Source organism: Candidatus Zixiibacteriota bacterium, assembly GCA_016933955.1.
Taxonomy (GTDB): domain Bacteria; phylum Zixibacteria; class MSB-5A5; order GN15; family PGXB01; genus JAFGTT01.
Window position 1 is genome coordinate 187,422 of sequence record JAFGTT010000027.1, and the last position, 21,317, is coordinate 208,738.

The following is a 21,317-nucleotide window of genomic DNA, read 5'->3' on the forward strand; positions in this document are numbered from 1 at the left end:
ACCGTCGCAGGCAAAATAATCACACTATTGGGTTACGTTCGGATTCCTCGTTACGCTTCGCGCCACTCAAACCCGATCTCCTTTTTAATCCCCTCTCGAGAGGGGTGGATTCGCCGCAGGCGAAGACGGGGTGTGTACCAAAATCCAATTATCAATAGTTACTACAACACCCTCAATGTTCGTCTTCACATCGCTATCATAAAACCTCAAAAATTCAATTCCCAGGGATTCCAGTTTTGCCTGCCTTATCTTATCTTCTATTTTTTTGCCTTCGTGACTACTTCCATCAATTTCAATTGCCAACAATAACTCATTACAAAAAAAATCAATAATAAATTGATCAACCGGTTTTTGTCTATGGAAGTCATATCCTCGTCTTTGTTTACCCTTCAAGTAATGCCAGAGAATCTTCTCAGAAGCAGTACTATTATTTCTTAATTGCCGTGCCTTTTTTTTCAAGTCAGGATTGTATTTAATAATCTCACGTTTCATAATACTTAAGCTTTGATTACATACCCCCAAATCCCCTCTCAAGAGGGGACTTTGAACTTGCCCCATCATATAATCTCGCAGGTCGGCGCTCCGAACCGTCGCAGGCAAAATAATCACACTATTGGGTCACGTTCGGATTTCTCGTTACGCTTCGCGCCACTCAAACCCGACCTCCTTTTTAATCCCCTCTCAAGAGGGGTGGATTCGCCGCAGGCGAAGACGGGGTGTGTTATCCAATCTGCTCTACACACCCCTAAATCCCCTCTCAAGAGGGGACTTCCAAGCCTACATCATTCCCCCTATCAACCGCACCAGCGGCTCAAAACTGACCGGCATGAGAATCAAAACCAGTATCCAGCCCGCCACCCGTCTCATTTGAACCTCCGCATCAACCCCACCACCTTGCCGGCCAGCGAAAATTCCGGCGAGTTCTTATCCACCCGGATCGGCTCGTAGGAATCATTCTCGGGTTGCAGACGGATCCGCCCGTTTTCGGGATAATACCGTTTCACCGTCGCCTCCTCACCGATAATCGCCACCACAATATCGCCCGGGTCGGCCGTCTTCTGTTTTTTGACCAGCACCAGGTCACCATCGAATATCCCGGCCTTGATCATCGAATCGCCGGTCACCCTGAGTGTGAATGTTTCGCCGCTCGGCAAAAAACTGGCATCGACCGCAATCTCGCCGTCGATATTTTCAATAGCATCGATCGGGTTACCGGCCGGCACCGAACCGACCAGCGGCACCCGCCGGATCGCCCCGGACAAATCCCGCACCAGCTCGATCCCGCGCGAAATCAATTCCTGCCGCCGGATATAACCCTTCTTCATCAGTGCCTGAAGATGCGTCCGGACTCCGTTGGTGGAACTGATCCCGAACTTTTCGCCGATCTCACGGATAGTCGGCGACTTCCCGCGCTCGGTTATCATTCCCTCAATATATTCGAGAATCTCCCGCTGGCGACCGGTCAAAATTTTCCTGACCACCGAACCTCCTTATATCTAAATCCAACCCTATATTCACCTTCTCTTACTTCAACCCTGCCCGGCCGATTTATCTCCCCTTATCCCTTCCCCATAAACTATACTGCACATATGTTCAGATGTCAATATTTTTTTATCGGAGAGGGCCGGTATGGGCTTAATAAGTGATTCCGGGAAAGTGAGAACCGGTAATTCCCGCTCGATCTCAGTCAGGATAAAAAACTGTTGAAAAAAACGGAAATTTGCTTATAATAATTGTTTATACTTTTGAGGGCAATATGATGAAAGTACTTATTGTAGGCTCAGGCGGACGGGAACATGCTCTCGCCTGGAAATTGAAACAGTCCCCCATGGTCGGTAAAATCTATGTGGCGCCCGGAAATGCGGGGATAAACCTGATCGCCAATTGCATCAATATCAAAATCGATGATATCAAAGAACTGGCCAATTTCGCCGAAAGACATCATATCGACCTGACCGTGGTCGGTCCCGAATTACCCCTGACCATCGGGGTTGTCGATGAATTCAACCGCCGTAATCTCAAGATTTTTGGCCCCACCCGGGCCGCCGCGGAACTCGAGGGATCGAAGGCTTTCGCCAAGGAATTCATGAGAAAACACCATATCCCCACCGCCCCGTTTCAGAAATTCACCCAGCCGACCGATGCCGCCTCGTTTGTTAAAACTACCGTGATGCCGATTGTCATCAAAGCCAGCGGTCTGGCGGCCGGCAAAGGCGCGGTCGTGGTCCGTAGTTATGAGGAAGCCAACCATGTTATCGAAGAAATGATGGTTAAAAAAATATTCGGTGAGGCCGGAGATACCATTGTTATTGAAAATTTCCTCGAGGGCCAGGAGCTTTCAGTCATGGCCTTCTGTGACGGCGCCAATATCAAGATGATGCTCCCTTCGCAGGATCATAAACCGATCGGCGAGGGCGATACCGGCCCCAACACCGGTGGTATGGGGGCCTATTGCCCGGCGACTTTTGTCGACGAAGCCACCATGGCCCTGATCAGGGACCATATCATTGACCGCGCTGTCCTGGGAATGGCCAAGGAAGGGCGGCTCTACAAGGGTGTCCTTTATGCCGGATTGATGTTGACCGACAATGGCCCCAAGGTGGTCGAATTCAACTGCCGCTTCGGCGACCCGGAAACCCAGGCGGTTCTGCCGCTTTTGAAATCGGATCTGGCCGATATCATGATCGCCGTTATCGAAGGCCATCTCAATTCAATTGATGATCTCAAATGGGAAGAAGGCGCCGCCTCATGTGTTGTTCTGGCCTCCAAAGGCTACCCGCAAAAAGCTGAAACCGGCAAACGGATTTTCGGTTTAAGGAATTACAGCGATCGAAATTGCCAGCTTTTTCATGCCGGAACCCGGCGTAACGGCAAAAACTGGTTTACCGCCGGAGGGCGGGTGATCGGGGTCACTTCGGTAGATACGGATTTGAAGTCGTCACTGGCGAAAGCCTATGATGTCATAAACGCGATTAAGTTTGACGGGATGTATTACCGGACCGATATTGGTTCCCGCGCCAATATTCCGGTTAAAATATCGAGGATTTAGTATTATGCCCAAAGTCTTGATTATGATCGGATCGACCTCGGACTCCGAATACGCCGAAGAGTGCCGAAAAAGGCTGAACGAACTGGGAATTGAAAGCGTTATAGAAATATCGTCAGCCCATCGCCAGCCGGAGAGAACCGATGAATTGGCTCGATGCGCTTCCGACAATGGTTTCGAAACGGTCATCTGTATGGCCGGGATGGCGGCGGCTCTGCCGGGAGTGGTTGCGGCCCGGACCGGATTACCGGTTATCGGGGTGCCCTTGCCCGCCTCCTTAAACGGTTTGGATTCACTTCTTTCGATCGCCCAGATGCCTTCCGGGGTACCGGTGGCCACCATGGGCATCGGAAAAGCAGGCGCCAAAAACGCGGCCAATCTGGCGGCTAGAATTCTGGCCCTGAAATATCCCGAAATCGCCGCCGGCTTGTAAAACCGGGCCTATTTTTTTTGTGTTTTCGAGTGATATGATTGTAAAATATAATAAGAATGAAAGGAGTGTGTTAATGATCTCTAAGCTACTTCGCGGAAAAATGTCCATCTTTATTGCCCTGATGCTTGTGCTGGGCATGGTGGTCGCAACTTCAATCGCCAGAGCTGATACGGAAAAAGCCAAGGAACATTTCAACACCGGCTTGACGCTTTCCAAGGATGGCAATGATTCACTGGCTGTCATGGAATACAATCAGGCCATCAAGGAAGACCCTAACTTCGTCGATGCCTATATCAACCTGGGATCGATCTATTTTGCCGGTGAAAATCTCGGTGAAGCGGAAAAGATGTTCAAGAAGGTAACCGAAATTGCGCCTGATAATGCCGATGGCTGGGCTAACCTGGGTCGAACCTACTACAAACAGAAGAAAAATATCGAAGCCGAACAGGCCTATAAAACCGTGATCCAGAAAAATCCGAATTATAATGAGATCTACAAGGATTTGGGATTGCTGTATTACAACAGCCAGCCGTCCAACTGGCCTGCCCTGATCGAGAATATGCAGGTCTATACCAGCCGGGTTACCGATGATTACCTCGCCTTCTACCTGATCGGAAAAGGCTATCAGAAAATGAAAAAATATCCCGAGGCAATCGAGGCTTTCAATAAAACGATTGCCCTCAAGAAGGATTATTTCAACGCATACAATAGCCTTGGCCAGATTTATCAGGACCAGGACAAGAATAAAGAAGCCTACCAGATGTACCAGAAGGCGGTCGATGCCGATCCCGGTAACTATAAGGCCTATTATAACCTGGCCATATCTTATGAAACCGTTTATCAGGAAGATAAGGCCAAAATCGACCAGATTATCGATTACTGGTCGAAATTCCTGAAAGTGGCCAAAAGTAATTCCCGCGCCAAATCCATGGTTGATGGTGCCGAGGAACATCTCACCCAGCTTAAGGAACTCAAGACTCACTATGAAGAAGAAGCCGCCGGTAAATACTAAATTCGGCGAGAAATTAAAATATTATGTTGACAAACCGGCCCAATAGGCCGGTTTTTTAATTCTGATAATAAACCATTTTCTCGGCGGATAATACTTTGCTGGAACGTTTGCAGACACCCATAGCCAGTACCAGGTTGTCACTGGTTGTTAATGTTATTTTATTTATCCTGAAACTGGTGGCCGGAATCGCCGGGCGTTCCCAGGCACTGGTGGCCGATGCTCTTAATTCTCTTCTGGATATTGTCGCCAATGTTATTGTCTGGCTGGGAATCAGGGTAGCCGGTCGTCCGGCCGATCAGGATCACCCTTTCGGTCATGGCAATGCCGATAACCTGGCCGCTGTCTTTGTGGCCCTGATTCTCTTTGTCACCGGCGCCTATATCGGCCTGGAATCGATTCAGGCCATTTTTGGCAACCGAACCGTCAAACCGGCGTACCTGGCCACCGCGGTCGCTCTTGGAACGGTTATTGTCAAAGAGATTCTTTACCGATACACGATAAAAATAGGTCGTAAACACAAATCCTCTGCCGTGATCGCCAATGCCTATGACCACCGTTCCGATGTTATCGTGTCCCTGGGTACTCTGACCGGTATTATCCTGGCGCAGGCTGGTTATCCCGTCATGGACCCGATTGCCGGGCTGTGGGTGGCTTTCTTTATTTTCAAGCAGGGGACCAGAATAATTCGCGACAATATTCAGACCCTGATGGTGGCCTCACCAGGGATTGAATATGAGGCGGAATTAAAAGATTTTATCGGCCGCCAGAAGGGTGTCGTCAAGGTGGTCTGGCTTCGAGGCAAAAGAGTCGGATCCGGCTTTTACATTGATGTTGCCATACAAACCGATGGCAATATAACGGTTTACGAGGGCCATAATATCGCCTCGCAAATCCAGATGGCTGTCAGGGAACAGTATCTGGAAGTCCTGGGGGTGGTGGTCCATGTCGAACCCGATTATTGAAAGCTAATAGGAAATCAGTTACGGGTGGTCACTTTAACTTGACAAAATCGAACATATCCATATATATTTTTACAGGTAAAAAATAAGAGAGTTCTTCTTTGAAATCCCCGGGTTTGTAAAAGTCCCCTCTAAATCCGGTCAAAGAAAGCTCTCTTATATTTTTTCAGGCTCAATATCCGCCTATTTCAGTCTTTCAGTCGGAAAACTCCACTGAATCAAAATCATCCCAGTCAATGATTGTCTCATCGCGCTGATCGGAAATAATTATTCCTTTATTGTCATTGTCCACATCGTTCGAGCCCCGGAGACGATACGTCCGCCCATCCTTCAGCGTAACCAGACTGCTCCGGGAGGACGACTTTTCAATCGATTTTATATTAGAGAATTCTATTTCCAGTTCGATATCCTTAATGTTGCCGTTGAGAAGCTCCCAGGTGTACTCTTCGTCATCATCCCATTTGATATCCCCGCTGTATTTTTCGCCGTCCTCGGTGATTACCGTGCCATGGAGTTTTCGACCGCCATCGAAGCGCTTGTATTCCGGGCCTTCGGGGGCATCCTTGAATTCCAGACGGTCGAAATCATCCCAATCTATCTTAACCGCACCAAGCCCGAGATCCGAAATCACTATTCCCCGATTACCGCTGTTGATATCATTGGATTCATCCAGTTTCATATCACTGCCGCTTTTCAGCGTGACTATGGCGGAATTCGATGACCGGCGTTCAATCGAGGCGATATTGCCGAACTCGATTTTTCGTTTGCGCCGCCCCTCATTTCCGTCCAGAATATCATCGCTGAACACCTCATCCATATCCCAGCAGACATAACCGGTAAATTCCTCTCCGCGGCGGGTCGTCAGCGTCCCGTAGAGTCTCTGGCCAAAGGGCGATTTGCGTTTCTCTGCTGGCATGAATTCGATCCGATCAATGTCATCCCAGTAAATTTCGATTATCCCCTCTTTTTGGTCATCGATCAATATCTCCCGATTATCATTGCCGATATCGCCCGATCCCCCACTCAGTTCAATTTCCTCGCCCGATTTCAATTCCAGAAGGACTTCATTATCACCCACCGGTGTCAGGGTCTTGATATGCCCCATCATAATCCCCGATTGAGCCTCATTACCCCAGCCCCAGGAGGAGCCTTCACCCTCGCTGTATATGGTCAGACCGAAAATACTTATTTCCTTATGGCGGCGATCACGATCACGATCACGATAATGCCGCCGATTGACGCGATCCAGTTCCTTATTGCCGTCAATAATATCGAACCAGGCCGCCTCGTTTTTATCCCAGCGGATAAATCCCTCGAATACCTCATTGTCGACCGTATAAATCCTGCCGTACAACTGGCTTTGGTCGGCTGATGCGTCGGGTGCAATCAGCAGTATACCGAAAATTAAAACCATTGCGGGAAATAACGCTTTCATGGCCTCATCTCCATTATTATATAGTTTCTCTTTTGCTTACCTGATTTGACGAATCAGAGCGGCAAATGTTTCGAAGATGATAATTTTTTGGATTGGCAATCGGTCAGGAGTGCCTGACAGGGATAAAAAGCTATTTCAGTAAAAGCATCTTCTTTATCAAATTCCGATTGGAAGTATCCAGCCGATAAAAATACAGTCCGCTCGGGGCCGGATAGCCATTATCAAGAATGGAATTCCAGACCAACCGGTGTGTTCCCGATGACATGAAGCCATTATACAGGCGGCAAACTTCCTGACCCAGGATATTATAAATGACAATCGAAACCGACGATGCCTGCGGCAGAGTCAACTCGATTATCGTTTGGGAGTTGAAAGGATTGGGGTAGTTTTGTTCCAGGCGGTATTGATCCGGCAAAAGTGTTTCCGGCTCATCATCGACCGCAGTTGGTTCGCCGATTATTAACTGACCCGGGATAACCACCCCCACCTGTTTGGTCAGGTCCACGGCCAAGAAATACATCCCCGAACTGTCCGAGGAAAGGGTGTCAATCGTATTGAAGACATCGACTTCTCCGGCCGTGAAAAAAAGATCGGCCAGGTAATATTCTCCGGTAAGTATAAGACTATCGCCAATCAATGAATCAATCACCCGGAATCCGATTTCACCTCGGCCGGCCTCGACATTCCTATAGCCGGTCACGAAATCAGGGAAATTACTTTCTCTGATTACTATCGAATCGAGGACCGCTGTGGTGGTATCGTAAGTGAAGGGAATATAACCGCCTGAGGAGGCATTAATCAGGGTAATATACAGCGGCATCACCCCGATCCCCCCCGGTTCGGCACTGGCATTGTAAAATTGAACGCTGTCCCCGGATGAGAGATACAGCAGAACCGGAATCGATACCGCCTGATTGAATGAAGCGCTGTCGTAAATTATCAAAGCCCCCTCATGATACCCGGTCGACATTGTCTCCGTCATGATGGTTAAATTGATTGTGTCATTATCAGACCCGGAAGTCTTATCCAGTTCTAACCAGCCGGCTTCACAGGTTGCATTCCAATCCAGGCTTCCCGTGCCCGGATTGCGGATAATAATTTGCGCTGTCAGGGTATCTCCTGCAATTCCATGCCGCTCGATCGAATCCGGATCCGGCTCGATACAGGCCATATTCCCGGCCAGGTCAAGATGCACCCAGGCGGTCTCGGGGGAATTGGCCGCCTGATCGGACCTGAGAGCCAGAGAACCGTAATAATCACCCGGAGGCAAACCGGCGATATCGACGTCGATTCCGACCGAATCACCCTGCTCACCGTAATTGATATCCGTACTGAACCAGGCAATATTCTCTTCCACTGTCCATTCGAGATTTCCCGTCCCCGTATTATTCACTCTGATATACTGTCTTTCAGGATTCCCCAGTTCAGCCAGTACCGAAAATTCCAGCGTATCGGGATCGGCCTCCAGAAGCGGCGCGGTAACAATCAGCGTAACCGAGACAACCTCCGAGGAATCATGGTGCTCAAGATCGATTAAATGAACATATCCATAGTATGTTCCGTACGAAAAGGTGTCGGCCGTTGGCGTAATGGTGAAACTCGCCGGCGTCGATCCGGAGTCGGGACTGACCGACAGCCAGTCGACCTCGGGCCGGGCCGTCCATTCAAGCTCTCCGAAACCGGCATTGGACACGGTTACGCTCTGGCCTGAGGGCAGATTGCCGCCCTCTTCCATAGTGAAGGTCAGGCACGCCGGATCGGGTATCAGGGTCGGGTTATTGTATTGCTCGATGGTGGCATAGATATCGAAATTACCGGAACGATTGTCGGCCCAGACAAAAAAGAATTTATATCCATCACTGTCGACATCGGGCTGAAGCTGGCGCCCACTGCTGGATTCATGAACGGCGAAATTACCGCCCGAAATCTGGCCATTGTAGTCTATTATTTGGGCCATGACATCGAATTGCCCCGAGGCGGAGTCGGCCCAGACCGCCCCGATATTTCCCATCCGGTCGGAACAGAGAGATACCTCTTTCTGGGTAAATCCCGGATCACCCGTATTTAGTCTCCTTGAAGCCGTAAAGGCCGTTCCATCGGCTTTGAATCGCCTCAGGTAAATATCCGGATTGATCGGATAGGATCCGTTGCGCCAGTCAACCCAGGCAATAAAGAAACGATTGTTGCCGTCGGCGGCGATGGCCGGAAAGGCCTGCCGCGTTTTCGAGACATCATCATTAACCCTGAAATTACTCCCGACCATCGTTGCGCTTGAATCGAATATCTGGGCGTAAATATCATCGTCACCGCCTCGGTTATCGTACCAGGTCACGACAAATCCGCCATCGGAAAAAGCCGCCACCCGGGGGGCATGTTGCTGATTGGTTCCGCCATCGCTGTTGATTTTAAAATTGCCTCCGACCAGAGAACCGCCCGCCAAAACCCGTTGACCGTATATATCCCATTGGCTGTTGCGGTAATCCGCCCAGACCACCACAAAAGATCCATTGGAAAATACCCCGGCATCCGGAGCCTCACAGGTCAGGTCTTGAATCTGGGTGGTTATATTGAAATTCGTCCCGACCTCAAGGGAATCGAGGCAGGAGGCATAGATATCGGGGTAAAAAGGATAAGTATCGTTGCGATAATCTCTCCAGACCGCCGGGTAATGGCCGAAACCGTCACTTTCGATCGCCGATTCCGATTGCACCGCCCCGGAGCCATCATCATTGACCATGATGTTGCCGCCCGGTCTGTTTCCCGACGTATCAAACATCTGGCAATAGATGTCATTCTGACCGTTTCGTTTATCACTCCAGATCACGACAAAACATCCATTGCCGCCAAAGGCGACCCGGGGGAAATTCTGGTCGGTGGTGGTATTATCAGTATTGACACGGATATCGTGAATATCCGCAAAAATCGTGTCCGCGCCGGTAATAATCAAAAGGCCGGAAATAATAACGGCCTGCCATAGCAATCGCCTTCTCATCATTTTCTGAGAAAAAGCAATTATAATGCCCCTGACCAAGGTCCCGGTAAAAAAATTCCAAATATCCCCAAGTCGATGTTTTCCAATATGATAATAATGAATGGTGAAAGTTGGTGGAAAATGATAACAATGGCGAAAATTAAAACAAGGAAAACAGTTCCACCATCAGGAAGAACTGCTTTCCCAACATATAAGTCGCCGGGCATACGCCCAACAATCAGCTATCTCTTTTTCTTTTTGTGGCGATCGGCTCTTCTGCGTTTTTTCCGTTTGTGCGTTTTGATTTTCTGACGCTTTCTCTTTTTACCGCTAGGCATTAATCCTCCATAAGAAATCGCACGACCATACTAGATGGGCAATTTGGTAATCATGTTTTTGAATTCGTTCGAGGGCTTAAAAACCGGAACCTTCCTGCCGGGAACGGGAACGACATCTCCTGTCCGTGGATTACGCGCTTTGCGTTCTTTCCGGATTTTGACTTTAAACGTTCCAAAACCCCGGATCTCAATGTTGTTACCAGCCTCCATTGACTTCTTGACCGTGTCCAAGAATGCGTCAACCACAACGGCAACATCTGTTCTGGTCAAGCCGGTCTTTTCGGCCACTTTCTCCACCAGATCTGCCTTGGTCATTTTCATCCTCCCTCAAGATTTTGCTGGTTTGTATTAAACATTTACTTCATTTCCATTGTCAGTCAAAGTCTGTCAATTTTATCTTAAAAATAATCCACACTTTATTGCGTGAATCTGAACCGGAAACTAAGAAAAGTTTTAGCGTAAGTCAATAGTTTTTATTAATTTAATACAAATACATGACACTCGGGCCGCCGACCTCGCTGCCGGCCAGATTCTCAACCTTACCCATAAAAGAACCCATCAGATCCCAGATTGACGGTTGCGGGTCCCGCTCTTTAATAATTCCCGGCTCGCCGCTTATTCCCGCCATATCCGCCGCTATTCTGATCGCATCCTCAAACCCTCCAAGCGTATCCACCAGATTCATGGTATAGGCCTGTCGGCCCGTAAAAATTGACCCATTGGCCAATCGATAAACCTCTTCCCGCTCCAGTCCCCGCCCTTCGCAGACGATATCAACAAACTGCTCATAGGTATCCATAATAACTGAGGTTAACATTTTTCTCTCATTTTCGGTCATGCGGCGATCCATCGTCCCGACATCTTTTAGTTCCCCCGATTTAACCGTCTCATAGGCAATCCCGATTTTTTCGAACAGCTTCCCGGCTGTCGGAAAACTTATGATAACACCGATCGAGCCGGTCATGGTTCCGGGATTGGCCACGATTTTATCCGCGGCGCAGGCAATAAGATAGCCCCCCGAAGCGGCCATTGAACCCATCGATACCACCACGATTTTACCCTCTTCATCCCGGACCCGAAGAATTTCATTATATATTTCCTGGGATGGCGCCACCCCGCCCCCGGGCGAATTGATATGCAGTACCACCGCATCGATATTCCCCGCACGCCCGTATTTTTTCAATTGCCGGACAACATTCTCGGAATTATAAATGGTCCCGTAAACATCAATAACGGCCACTTTTTCTCCGAATCCGGCCAGCGTCACATCATCGCCGGGAAACATGGCGGCCAGAAAAATCAGACCGAAAAAAACAATGGCGACAAGAAAGGAAAGACCGATAATTACACCGATTACTATATCTCTCTTTCTTGCCATCATTACCTCTATTAATTGGTGTAAATTTTCAATTTGTCGCCGACCTGGATTCGACGCGGATCCGACACCCCGTTCCAGGCTTTGAGACGGGATACGGTGGTATTGAAAAGTGCCGCTATTTCTCCAAGCGTGTCGCCCTTTTTAACGGTATAAATCCGGAAACCGGGATCATTCGATGAAGAATAACCGGGGATTCTCAGTTTTTGTCCGGGATAGATTCGGCCCTTACTGCCCAGATTATTTATTCTGCGGAGGGCCTCGGTAGAAGTCCCGTAACGGCGGGCAATATCCCAGAGAGTGTCTCCCTTTTTAACCACATACTCGCTATCGGGATGAGTCTTTGATCCTCCACCCGCCGAGCTTGCGCTCCCCGAACCGCCCTGATTGCTGATAAGAAGTTTCTGACCGACATAAATCCGGGCACTGCGATCAAGATTATTCAGCCGGCGGAGAGTTTCCGGAGTGGTACCAAAAGCCCGGGCGATATCCCAAACCGTATCACCGGAACGAACAATATAGACATTATCATCGGCGCTGTATTCCCGGGTAATCTGAGGCTGATAATTGCGGTCATTGGGAACCGGAACGATCAGGCTCTTCCCGGCATAAATTTTTGATTTACGGCTGAGATTATTGGCTTCCAGAATGGCATACTGCGATACTCCGTATTTTCTGGCAATGGTCGATACCGTTTCCCCCCGCCGAATTTCATGCCGGACAAAACTGGTCTCCTGTGAGGCCGGCATATCATCATAGGCGGCCAGAAATTTCTCCCGGGTGCCTTTTGGCAGTCGCAATGCATATTTGTCTTTATTCGGGGGTGTGAACCGGCGAAGTAATTCCGGATTCAATTCCTGAATATCCTCGATCGAACAACCGACCGCTCTGGCGACCGTTTTTAAATCCAGGCATTTTTCAATAGTCACGATATCGTATTCCCATTGGGGCAAATATTCAAAATCATCGAAACCGAACTTGGCCGGATTCTTACTGATAATCGCCGCCGCCATAAAAAATGGCACATAATCCATAGTCTGTTTTCGCAGGTTCAGTTTCCAGAAATCATTGGTATTTTGTTTCCTGATCTGACGATTAACCCGCCCCGGCCCGCCATTATAGGCCGCCATGGCCAATTCCCAGCTGCCGAATTGTTCATACAGGTCCTTTAAAAACCTGGCCGCCGCGGCTGTGGCTTTAACCGGATCTTTCCGCTCATCGTACCACCAGCTCCGATTAAGATTATACAGCCTCCCGGTCGAGGCAATAAACTGCCACAACCCCATGGCCCTCGCCCAGGAATAAGCATGAGGATTATATCCCGATTCGACCAGGGCCAGATATTTCATGTCGGTGGGGATTCCGTATTCGGTGAAAACGCTGTCGATCATTGTTTCATAAACTCTTGAGCGTGTCAAATAGCGAAGAACGGCATCACGGGCTACAGTCTGATAGTACAATATGCAATTCTTGACCCGTTCGTTCATGATTACCGGCACATTGTACGAGATCTGCTCCTGAGCATATTCCTCAAGCCGTTTAAACTCAGTCGAGTCGATTTTGAGATGGTTGATTTCAGAGAATCGTGCAATCAGGGCATCGGCCGAAACGTCGCCCGGTAAATGCCCCAGGGAAAGCAGGGTTACCCGGTAGTTGGTGACAATGTCGGACAATAATCGGTTGTATTTGACCGCCTCGGGTGTCAATTCCAGAGAATCGGCCTCGGTGTCGATATCGAGATTACCCAGAATTTCCAGGCTCTTTTCAAAATAATACTGGGCCTCTTCCCAGGCCGTCTCCCGGTTGGCCGTGATGCCCATATTATAATATTCACCGGCAATACTCAATTCCCGCCAGATATAATCGTCGACGGCAACCGACATATCCTCTGACGAATCGGTCGCCTCGGCAAAATCGGACTCAACCGATTGGTTCACCTTATCGAGGGTTATCTCGCCGTCAAATCCCGTGGAATCACTTCCCTGCGAATGATGGACGGTAAAAACATCCTGTTTCGATTTCTGCTCTTCATCCCTGTTTTTAAGAGCAGGATTTGTACAGGATATTAGAAAAACAGCCACCCCGCCGATAAACCCCGTTGTCCAAAACAATTTTTTCATCACTTCCACCCGAAATAGATGTTACCAATCCTCGACATTTATTATCGACCTTTTTTATTGCGACCTGAAGGACAATTCGTCTAACCTATTGGCATATATAAGAAATGCCGGAAATGTCTGTCAAGTGTTTAATTTCTGCCTTTCCATATTTCTTCCAATTGCCTGTATGTCTCTGATAATGACGTTACCAGTTTAATATTATCCATTCCCGTAAACCAGGTTATCTGCCGTTTGGCAAACCTGCGTGTGTTCTGTTTGATTAGATTCACCGCTGTTTCCAGTGGTATTTCCCCATCGAAATAACGGAATAACTCACTGTACCCGATAATATTTACCTTCTCAACGGCTTCCTTTAAACCGGTTTCATACAGGTTCTTAACCTCTTTCGGTAAACCCGCCTCCATCATCGTATCCACCCGTCTGTTGATTTTATCATACAGTCTATCACGGGCCGGCATCAGACAAATTACCTCAAAATCATATTGGCGTTTTTTTTGTGCCGCAATAGAAATTATCTCGGATTTCGACTTGCCCGTGATATGAAAGATTTCCAACGCCCTGATTATCCTCTTGATGTTATGCGGATGAGTCTTTTGGGCCTCAATTGGATCGATTCTTTCCAGTTCCTCAAAAAGATACTTTGGTCCTTTCTCCACCGCTTCATTCTCCAGGCGCTCCCTGATGATAAAATCATCCTCGGGTATCTCCACGATACCCTCAATAAGAGATTTGATATACAACCCCGTACCGCCGCAGATAATCGGAGTCCGACCTTCTGCCAACTGCTCTTCTATAATTCTCTCGGCATCCTCCACAAAATCGAAGGCTGTGTATCTATGGCCGGGCTCGACAAAATCAACCAAGTGGAAATCATACCGGCCGAGGATATCTGCCGACGGCTTATCCGTCCCGATATTCAGGAATTTGTAAATCTGCCTTGAATCGGCCGAGATAACCGGAATCTCGGGATGTTTCTCCAGAAATTTCACCACCACCGAGGTCTTTCCCGCCCCGGTGGGGCCGGTCAGAATCGGCAAAATCCATCTATTTGCGACCGAATTTGGCATCGAGTTCTTCTTTGGCAATCTCCAGTATAATGGGTCGGCCATGCGGACAGGAATGGCGATTATCGCACTTCATCAACTGCTTGTACAAAGCCACCGCCTCCTCGGACGTCAGCCGATCCCCGGCCATCACCGCCGCCCGGCAGGCCATGGATTGGGCCACCGCTTTTTTTAGATCCGCCCCCTCTTTCTGCATGTTATCGACATCATCCAGTATGGCATGGAATACTATCTCGGGCGATTTGCGTGAAAGCGAAATCGGTACCCCCGATAGCAAGACCGTTCCTGCTCCAAACGGCTCCGCCGTAAAACCGGCGGCTTCGAGGATCTCTCGGGCTTCCTCGTAAAGGGCTACCCGGTCCGGAGATAACTCCACATTGATGGGAAACAGAAGATTCTGCGAAACGGCCTTACCGGCTCCCATGAACCTCAAATTCTCTTCGTATAAAACGCGCTCATGGGCGGTATGCTGATCCATGATTAACAACCTCGGCCCGTCTCGGAAAATTAAATACAGATTCGAAAGACTCCCCAGATAAAGAACTCCTCCGAAATCAAAATCCTCATCCTTGCCGGAGATTTCGCTTTGGTCCGATAGTTCTCTATCGGAAATATCAGGAGCTTCATCCGCCCTTTCCTCTATGTCTGTTCTAATCTCCCGGTGAGCGTACAGCTCTCTCATCATTGACCGATCAATGGTCCCGCTCGTATTCGGGACAAAAGCCCGTGCCTTCCGGATGGCTTCGACAGCTGTCATGGTTCCGTCCGCCGGTAACCCGCCCACCTCGACCCGTGGCATATTGATACCGGTGGATTTAAAAACCGCCCGTTTGACCGCCTGGTACAACAAATCATGGACCCGCCGCTCGTCCGACAGCCGCACTTCGGCCTTGGTCGGGTGCACATTGACATCCACCATGACCGGATCGACATCCAGAAATACTGCCCCGATCGGATAATTACCGCGCGGAAGAAGCTCTTTGTAGCCAGCGGTGACGGCATGAAGTAATGTCTGCGACCGGATATAGCGATTGTTCACGAAGAAATAAAGGCTGTACTGATTTTGCCGAACGTTATCCGGGTAACTTAGAAAACCGCGAATTGCCATCAACTCTGTTTCGCTCCCGATATCCACCAGCTTGTCCCGGTTCGATCCCAGGAGCACATGTCGAACCCGCGTTTCCAACCGGTCATAGGTTTCATCCAGTTGAAAGATTTTTCGGCCATTTAAAGTATAACTGAAACTGACTTTGGGTTCACATAAAGCCAGGGCAACGGCATTACGTGTTAAATAGCGGGCTTCGGTCGTTTCCGTTTTTAAAAACTTCCGCCTCGCCGGGGTGTTGAAAAACAGGTCATGCACCTCGATTTTGGTTCCGAAGGGAGCCGCTGTCGGCTTCCGGCTCTGGATCACCCCGCCCTCGATGATTATCTCCGTCCCCAGTTCGCTGTCCCTGGTCCGGGTCACCATGCGCAGTTTTGATACCGAACCGATCGACGGCAGGGCCTCGCCGCGAAAACCGAAACTGCCCAGTCTTTCAAGATCATCGAAATTGGATATCTTACTGGTCGCATGACGGGCAAAAGCGATTTCGACCTGGTCGGCATCGATACCGCATCCGTTATCAATTACCGTTATCAGTTTGGTTCCGGACTTCTCAATAATAACCTCGACCATTTCGGCGAGAGCATCAAAGGAGTTTTCGACCAATTCTTTGAGAACGGCCGCCGGGCGTTCAATCACTTCACCGGCGGCGATTTTATTTATCAACCTCTCCGGTAGCGGTCGGATCCATCTTTTATCCATTTGTTCCCGATCACTTCTCATCGGTCATCTCTTTCAAGCGATTCAGAATACGTAACGCTTCCAGCGGTGTCGTTTGTTCCAGGTCAATTTTTTTCATTTCCTCTTCTACCGCCGATGGAACAGTATCGAAAAGCGACCGCTGATTCACTGTTTTCTGTATTCCCCGGGCCATTTGCGATTGCGAAAATTTCCCCGACTCCAGTAAACGAAGCAGTTCCCGGGAACGGGTCACCGTCTTTTTGGGTACGCCGGCCAATCGCGCCACTTCAATACCATACGAATCATCGCACCCGCCGGGGATTATTTTATGCATGAAGATAATCTGATCCTCCCATCGTTTGACCGCCACCTGACAGTTGAAAATTTTCTCGTACAACTCGGCCATCCCGGTCAGTTCATGGTAATGCGTCGCGAAAATGGTCCGCGCTCCGATATTCTCGTTGATATATTCCACCACTGACCAGGCAATCGAAAGACCATCGAAAGTCGAGGTCCCGCGCCCAACCTCATCCAGCAATATCAGCGACCGGGCTCCGGCATTGTGCAGAATATTCGAAGTCTCGATCATCTCCACCAGAAAAGTCGATTGCCCTCGCGCCAGGTTATCGATTGCTCCCACCCGGGTAAAAACCCGGTCCACCAGTCCGATCCGGGCTGATTCGGCCGGAACGAAAGAACCCATCTGGGCCAGAATAACTATCAACCCGGTCTGTCGCAGATAGGTCGATTTGCCCGACATATTCGGCCCGGTCAAAATCATAATACGCTTGCCGTCCGAGGCCAGCGACAGATCATTATCAATAAAACTCCCCGGCGGAAGAAGATCGGCGATAACCGGATGTCGCCCGCCGGTGATTTCCAGATCACCGCCGTCATCGAGCTCCGGACAGCAATACATTTTTTCCGCGGCCAGATTGGCCAGCGCCGCAATCAGATCAATCTCCGAAAGATATTCCGACGCCAAAACCAGCTCTTTCAGCGACCCGGCCGCCCGGTCAATCAACTCGCCATACAGACGTTCCTCGAAAGCGAAAATTTTCTCTTCGGCCGCCAGGATCAATTCTTCTTTGCTCTTGAGTTCCTCGGTTACATACCGCTCGGCGTTGACCAGGGTCTGTTTTCGGATATAATCTTCCGGAACTCTGGCGCTATGTGTTTTGGTAACCTCGAGATAATAACCGAAAACCTTGTTGAAACCGACTTTCAATGACGGTATTCCGGTTCTCTCCCGCTCGGTACTTTGTAGCGAAGCGATATAATTCTTGGCCTCCCGGATCGAATCCTTCAACCCGTCCAGTTCGGCGGCATAGCCGCGGCGAAACAAACCGCCTTTGTTGGCGGTCAATGGTGGTTCCTCGACCAGAGCGGCTGAGATGGTTTTCACCAAACTGCCCAGATCGGGATATTTCCCGGTCATATCTTTGAATATAGGGGCCTTTAAATCCCTCACTCGCTCCATTATTTCTTTCCCGACCACCAGCCCGTCCCGAATGGAAGCCAGCTGGCGGGGATTGATTTTGCGCATCCCCAGCCGCCCGGCCAGGCGTTCCAGGTCGGGCAGCCGCTTTAAATAACCCGGCAATTCCAGCGACAAATCCCGGTTTTCGTGGAGTTCCTTTACACCCGTCCGGCGGTACAGAATCGGTTCGAGAGTCTTGTATGGATGCAGAAGGTTCTGCTTCAGATGGCGGGCGCCGCCGCTGGTGACGGTTCTATTGATGGCATGAAAAAGCGAATCGTTTTCGGTATTTTCGGACAGGTTTTTGACCAGTTCAAGATTGCGGATGGTGTTATAATCAAGAACCATGTACTCATCGGAATATGAAGGCGTAATCCGGGTGATATGATCCAGGCGGGTGCGATGGTTTTCCTTAAGATACCTGAGGATAGCCCCGGCCGATACCAATCCGGCCCGCATTTTGCCCAATCCGAAACCATCCAGCGTCCCGACTGAAAAAAATTCGCATAATTCCCTGACGCCGTTCTGATAATCAAAATTCCATTCATCGTAGCCCGATAAGCGGACCAAACCATCTTTTTTCAACCGCGTAATCAGAAGGCTTTCCTGCCCGGTCAGAGGATAGAGTATCTCCCGGGGCGCCAGAATCCGGATTTTCTCCAGGATCCTGTCCTGACGGTCCTCCTCCAGATAAAACCGGCCGCTTAACAGGTCCACATAAGCCAGCCCTGCCATATCCCCGGCATCTTCAGTAACGGCCGCCAGGTACAGCGTCTCGGTTTCCTCGACAACTCCTTCAACCGTAGCCGTTCCGGGCGTAAGGACTTCAATCACTTCCCGCTTGACCACCCCTTTGGCCTGACGGGGATCCTCGGTCTGCTCGACAATCACCACTTTTTCCCCGGCCGCCAGCAGACGGGCCAGGTATTTTTCGGCGCTGTGGTGCGGAACTCCGGCCAGCGGAATTCTTTCACCGTTGCCATGCCCTCGCGAGGTCAGGGCAATATTCAAAATGGGTGCCGCCTTCACGGCATCATCGCCGAACATCTCGTAAAAATCACCCATGCGGAAAAACAGAATTTTGTCGGGATAGCGGGATTTTATGAGATTATACTGGCGCATCAGTGGCGTCAGGCTGTTTTTTGAGGATGAAGCCGAATTCATCTTGCAATAACCTGAAACACCTCTTTTTCGGATAGTTCCAGGCGGGTTTTGAACGCCATCGCCTCCTCGGCGGAAACGAAGCGCCCGACATAGACAACATGGTATTTCTTATCTGAGATTATTTTATCCTTTATCTCCACCTTCTGCCCGTACTGCTTCATGCGCTCGGCCATTTCCCGGGCGTTTTTCTCGATTGAAAACACACCCACCTGCACCGAATAAACCGTCCCGGTTATCCGCTCGGCGCGGTGATCATCGGTCGTTCTCTCGAACTGGCTGAACCGGTCGATCAAATCATCCAGACCGATGGCATGCGGATACCCCTCTTTCAGGATATTGTAATAGAGAATGGCATCATCGACCCGTTTCTGTTCAATGGCATAATGGGACAACATATAGAGCGCCGGAACGGCCGCCTCGGCATTATCGGAATTGCGTATCTGCCGGCAGATTTTTTGAGCCCGGCTGTAATCGCGTGCCCCGTATAGAATCCGCGCCCGATCGATATCCCCCAGCAGGGCATAGTGCCCGTTCTGGTTTTCTTTGATCAGCCTGGTGCGGTACGATTCCGCCCGCTCGTTCTCATCCAGTTTCTCATGAGCCAGACCGGCCAGACGAAGAACTTCGTTGCGGTATTTCCCCGATTCCCAGTGTTGCAAGTAGGCATCGGCCATCGAAACCACCTTCCCCCAGTCATTCCGGGCCAGGTAATACTGCGCCATCAGATAAATATCTTCTTCGAGGTATTGGGGCGACAGCTCCGCTTTGAAGGCCGCTTCAAGAAACTTAAAGGACTCCTCCCCGCTTTTCTCGAGCAGGGCCTGATAGAACAGTAATGACCCGTCACGGCGGACCACCGTCGATGAGGCTTCGATCTCGCGGCGGGCTTCTTCTATTTTTCCCTGACGGATCAAACCATATATATCCGCCCGCGCCGGCCAGTACAGGCCGCCGGCCAGAATTAAAATAAAAATAAGGCGAAACTTCATTTCATCACGAAACTGTCAACAGCTTTACAGGAAGGACAAAGCCATTTCCTTGATGTAACTTTTTGGCCGCACCGGGAGCAATGATACTCCTGCTCGCTGACTTCCCGCCGCTCCTCCAGCTTCCTGATCAGCGCTCCCAGTTTTTTCTTATCACCGGAGGCCAGGTATAGCTTGGCAAGATCCAGAATGGGAATATAAGAATCGGGATTCTCCTCCATGGCCGCATTATAATATTCCAAAGCCAGGTCGAATTCACCTTTCTTATAGTGATAATCCGCCAGAGTCAACTGGGCCTGAAGATTTTTGGGTGAGGATTCCAGAATCTCATTGCATATATTTGATATTTCCCCGAATTCTCCAAGGTCAAAAAGGGCCTTTTTAAGCCGGCCCAGTACAAGATGGGCCTCATCAGGTATCGCCTTGATCATTTTCCGCCAGATTTGAACGGCATCTTCAAGACGATTTTCGGCTACATAAGAATCCCCGATATAAAGATAGGCCGGGGTGCAGGCGTTACTCAGGTTAATGGCTTCTTTGAAAATAACGCGGGCTTTATGATATTCCTTGTCCTGATACAATTTTTCACCCTGGAAGAATTTAAATATGGCCAACCCGGCCCGGGACTTGGCCCCCTCCAGCTTGAGGAGAGACTCCTTGGTTTCAAAAGCGGCCGTCCAATCCTCCGCCTGGCAGTATACATCCAGTAATCTCTCCTTCGCCCAGCGATCATGATGATCAAGGGTAATAATCTCCCGGAGGGCCGTGGAAGCCGATTCGGTATCCTTCAAGTTGATAAAATCCTGGGCCAGAGATCTTAAAACCCGCCGCTTATCCCCGGTACTCAAACCATGCCTCAGAGTTAAATCCTTATGAACCTGCAGGGCTTTCTCCGGTTTGCCGTATTTTCTTAGAATATCGCCGATCCTGATATAAGCATCGATATTTTCACTGTCCGCCGAAACGACATCACGGAACTTGGTGAAAGCCAGTTCCTCACGTCCGTCCAGCATCGCTTTCAATCCATCGATATAGACACTCGGATCCAGTTTGCCTTTTTTTTCCTTGCGATAACGATCGTAAAAGAAATAGACCAAGATCAAGGCGATGACGGCCAGCAAAAATACAATAATAATGGTATCCATTCC

At 49.5% G+C, this 21,317-nt stretch carries 16 protein-coding genes; 4 read left to right on the plus strand and 12 right to left on the minus strand.

Features of this window, described 5'->3' with window-relative positions:
• Window positions 1–84 precede the first annotated feature (84 nt).
• Both JXQ28_09745 and lexA read right to left on the minus strand, forming a co-directional pair.
• Window positions 85–495: an endonuclease domain-containing protein gene (locus JXQ28_09745; protein ID MBN2278016.1), complete on the minus strand. Its 411-nt coding sequence runs from the start codon at window positions 493–495 to the stop codon at window positions 85–87.
• 368 nt (window positions 496–863) lie between these two features.
• The gene (gene lexA / locus JXQ28_09750) at window positions 864–1,424 is read right to left on the minus strand and encodes a transcriptional repressor LexA (protein ID MBN2278017.1); all 561 of its coding nucleotides are present in this window, start codon (window positions 1,422–1,424) and stop codon (window positions 864–866) included.
• A 335-nt stretch (window positions 1,425–1,759) separates the two neighbouring features.
• Between lexA and purD the strand changes: the two genes are divergently transcribed.
• The 4 genes from purD (at window position 1,760) to JXQ28_09770 (ending at window position 5,453) form a co-directional block, all read left to right on the plus strand.
• Window positions 1,760–3,049, plus strand: coding sequence for a phosphoribosylamine--glycine ligase (purD, locus tag JXQ28_09755; GenBank protein MBN2278018.1), 1,290 nt, complete (start codon window positions 1,760–1,762; stop codon window positions 3,047–3,049).
• Window positions 3,050–3,053: 4 nt separating this feature from the next.
• Window positions 3,054–3,479 (plus strand): 5-(carboxyamino)imidazole ribonucleotide mutase, encoded by a 426-nt coding sequence (gene purE / locus JXQ28_09760; GenBank protein ID MBN2278019.1) that lies wholly within the window; start codon window positions 3,054–3,056, stop codon window positions 3,477–3,479.
• A gap of 73 nt (window positions 3,480–3,552) precedes the next feature.
• Entirely contained in the window at window positions 3,553–4,491 is a 939-nt protein-coding gene (locus JXQ28_09765; GenBank protein MBN2278020.1) for a tetratricopeptide repeat protein, read from the plus strand.
• Between the two features lie 95 nt (window positions 4,492–4,586).
• Window positions 4,587–5,453, plus strand: a complete 867-nt coding sequence (locus JXQ28_09770) for a cation transporter (GenBank protein ID MBN2278021.1) — start codon at window positions 4,587–4,589, stop codon at window positions 5,451–5,453.
• A gap of 193 nt (window positions 5,454–5,646) precedes the next feature.
• Here the strand turns inward: JXQ28_09770 and JXQ28_09775 are convergent, their stop codons facing one another.
• The 10 genes from JXQ28_09775 to JXQ28_09820 all read right to left on the minus strand — a co-directional run bounded on the left by JXQ28_09775 (window position 5,647) and on the right by JXQ28_09820 (window position 21,314).
• Complete coding sequence (locus JXQ28_09775; GenBank protein MBN2278022.1) at window positions 5,647–6,885, minus strand: hypothetical protein; 1,239 nt, start codon at window positions 6,883–6,885, stop codon at window positions 5,647–5,649.
• 130 nt (window positions 6,886–7,015) lie between these two features.
• Window positions 7,016–9,880 carry a T9SS type A sorting domain-containing protein gene (locus tag JXQ28_09780; protein ID MBN2278023.1) on the minus strand — a complete coding sequence of 955 codons (2,865 nt, stop codon included), beginning with the start codon at window positions 9,878–9,880 and terminating at the stop codon, window positions 7,016–7,018.
• 344 nt (window positions 9,881–10,224) lie between these two features.
• The gene (locus JXQ28_09785; GenBank protein ID MBN2278024.1) at window positions 10,225–10,509 is read right to left on the minus strand and encodes an integration host factor subunit beta; all 285 of its coding nucleotides are present in this window, start codon (window positions 10,507–10,509) and stop codon (window positions 10,225–10,227) included.
• 166 nt (window positions 10,510–10,675) lie between these two features.
• Window positions 10,676–11,572, minus strand: coding sequence for a signal peptide peptidase SppA (gene sppA / locus JXQ28_09790; protein ID MBN2278025.1), 897 nt, complete (start codon window positions 11,570–11,572; stop codon window positions 10,676–10,678).
• Between the two features lie 11 nt (window positions 11,573–11,583).
• The gene (locus JXQ28_09795) at window positions 11,584–13,689 is read right to left on the minus strand and encodes a LysM peptidoglycan-binding domain-containing protein (protein MBN2278026.1); all 2,106 of its coding nucleotides are present in this window, start codon (window positions 13,687–13,689) and stop codon (window positions 11,584–11,586) included.
• Window positions 13,690–13,817: 128 nt separating this feature from the next.
• Window positions 13,818–14,756 carry a tRNA (adenosine(37)-N6)-dimethylallyltransferase MiaA gene (miaA, locus tag JXQ28_09800; protein MBN2278027.1) on the minus strand — a complete coding sequence of 313 codons (939 nt, stop codon included), beginning with the start codon at window positions 14,754–14,756 and terminating at the stop codon, window positions 13,818–13,820.
• Window positions 14,734–16,581, minus strand: a complete 1,848-nt coding sequence (gene mutL / locus JXQ28_09805; GenBank protein ID MBN2278028.1) for a DNA mismatch repair endonuclease MutL — start codon at window positions 16,579–16,581, stop codon at window positions 14,734–14,736. The genes miaA and mutL overlap by 23 nt, the downstream gene beginning before the upstream one ends.
• On the minus strand, window positions 16,571–19,183 hold the full coding sequence (mutS, locus tag JXQ28_09810; protein MBN2278029.1) for a DNA mismatch repair protein MutS: 2,613 nt from the start codon (window positions 19,181–19,183) through the stop codon (window positions 16,571–16,573). Before mutS ends, mutL begins: the two co-directional genes overlap by 11 nt.
• Window positions 19,180–20,172, minus strand: a complete 993-nt coding sequence (locus JXQ28_09815) for an SPOR domain-containing protein (protein ID MBN2278030.1) — start codon at window positions 20,170–20,172, stop codon at window positions 19,180–19,182. The genes mutS and JXQ28_09815 overlap by 4 nt, the downstream gene beginning before the upstream one ends.
• Window positions 20,169–21,314 carry a tetratricopeptide repeat protein gene (locus JXQ28_09820; GenBank protein ID MBN2278031.1) on the minus strand — a complete coding sequence of 382 codons (1,146 nt, stop codon included), beginning with the start codon at window positions 21,312–21,314 and terminating at the stop codon, window positions 20,169–20,171. The genes JXQ28_09815 and JXQ28_09820 overlap by 4 nt, the downstream gene beginning before the upstream one ends.
• Between the last annotated feature and the right edge of the window lie 3 nt (window positions 21,315–21,317).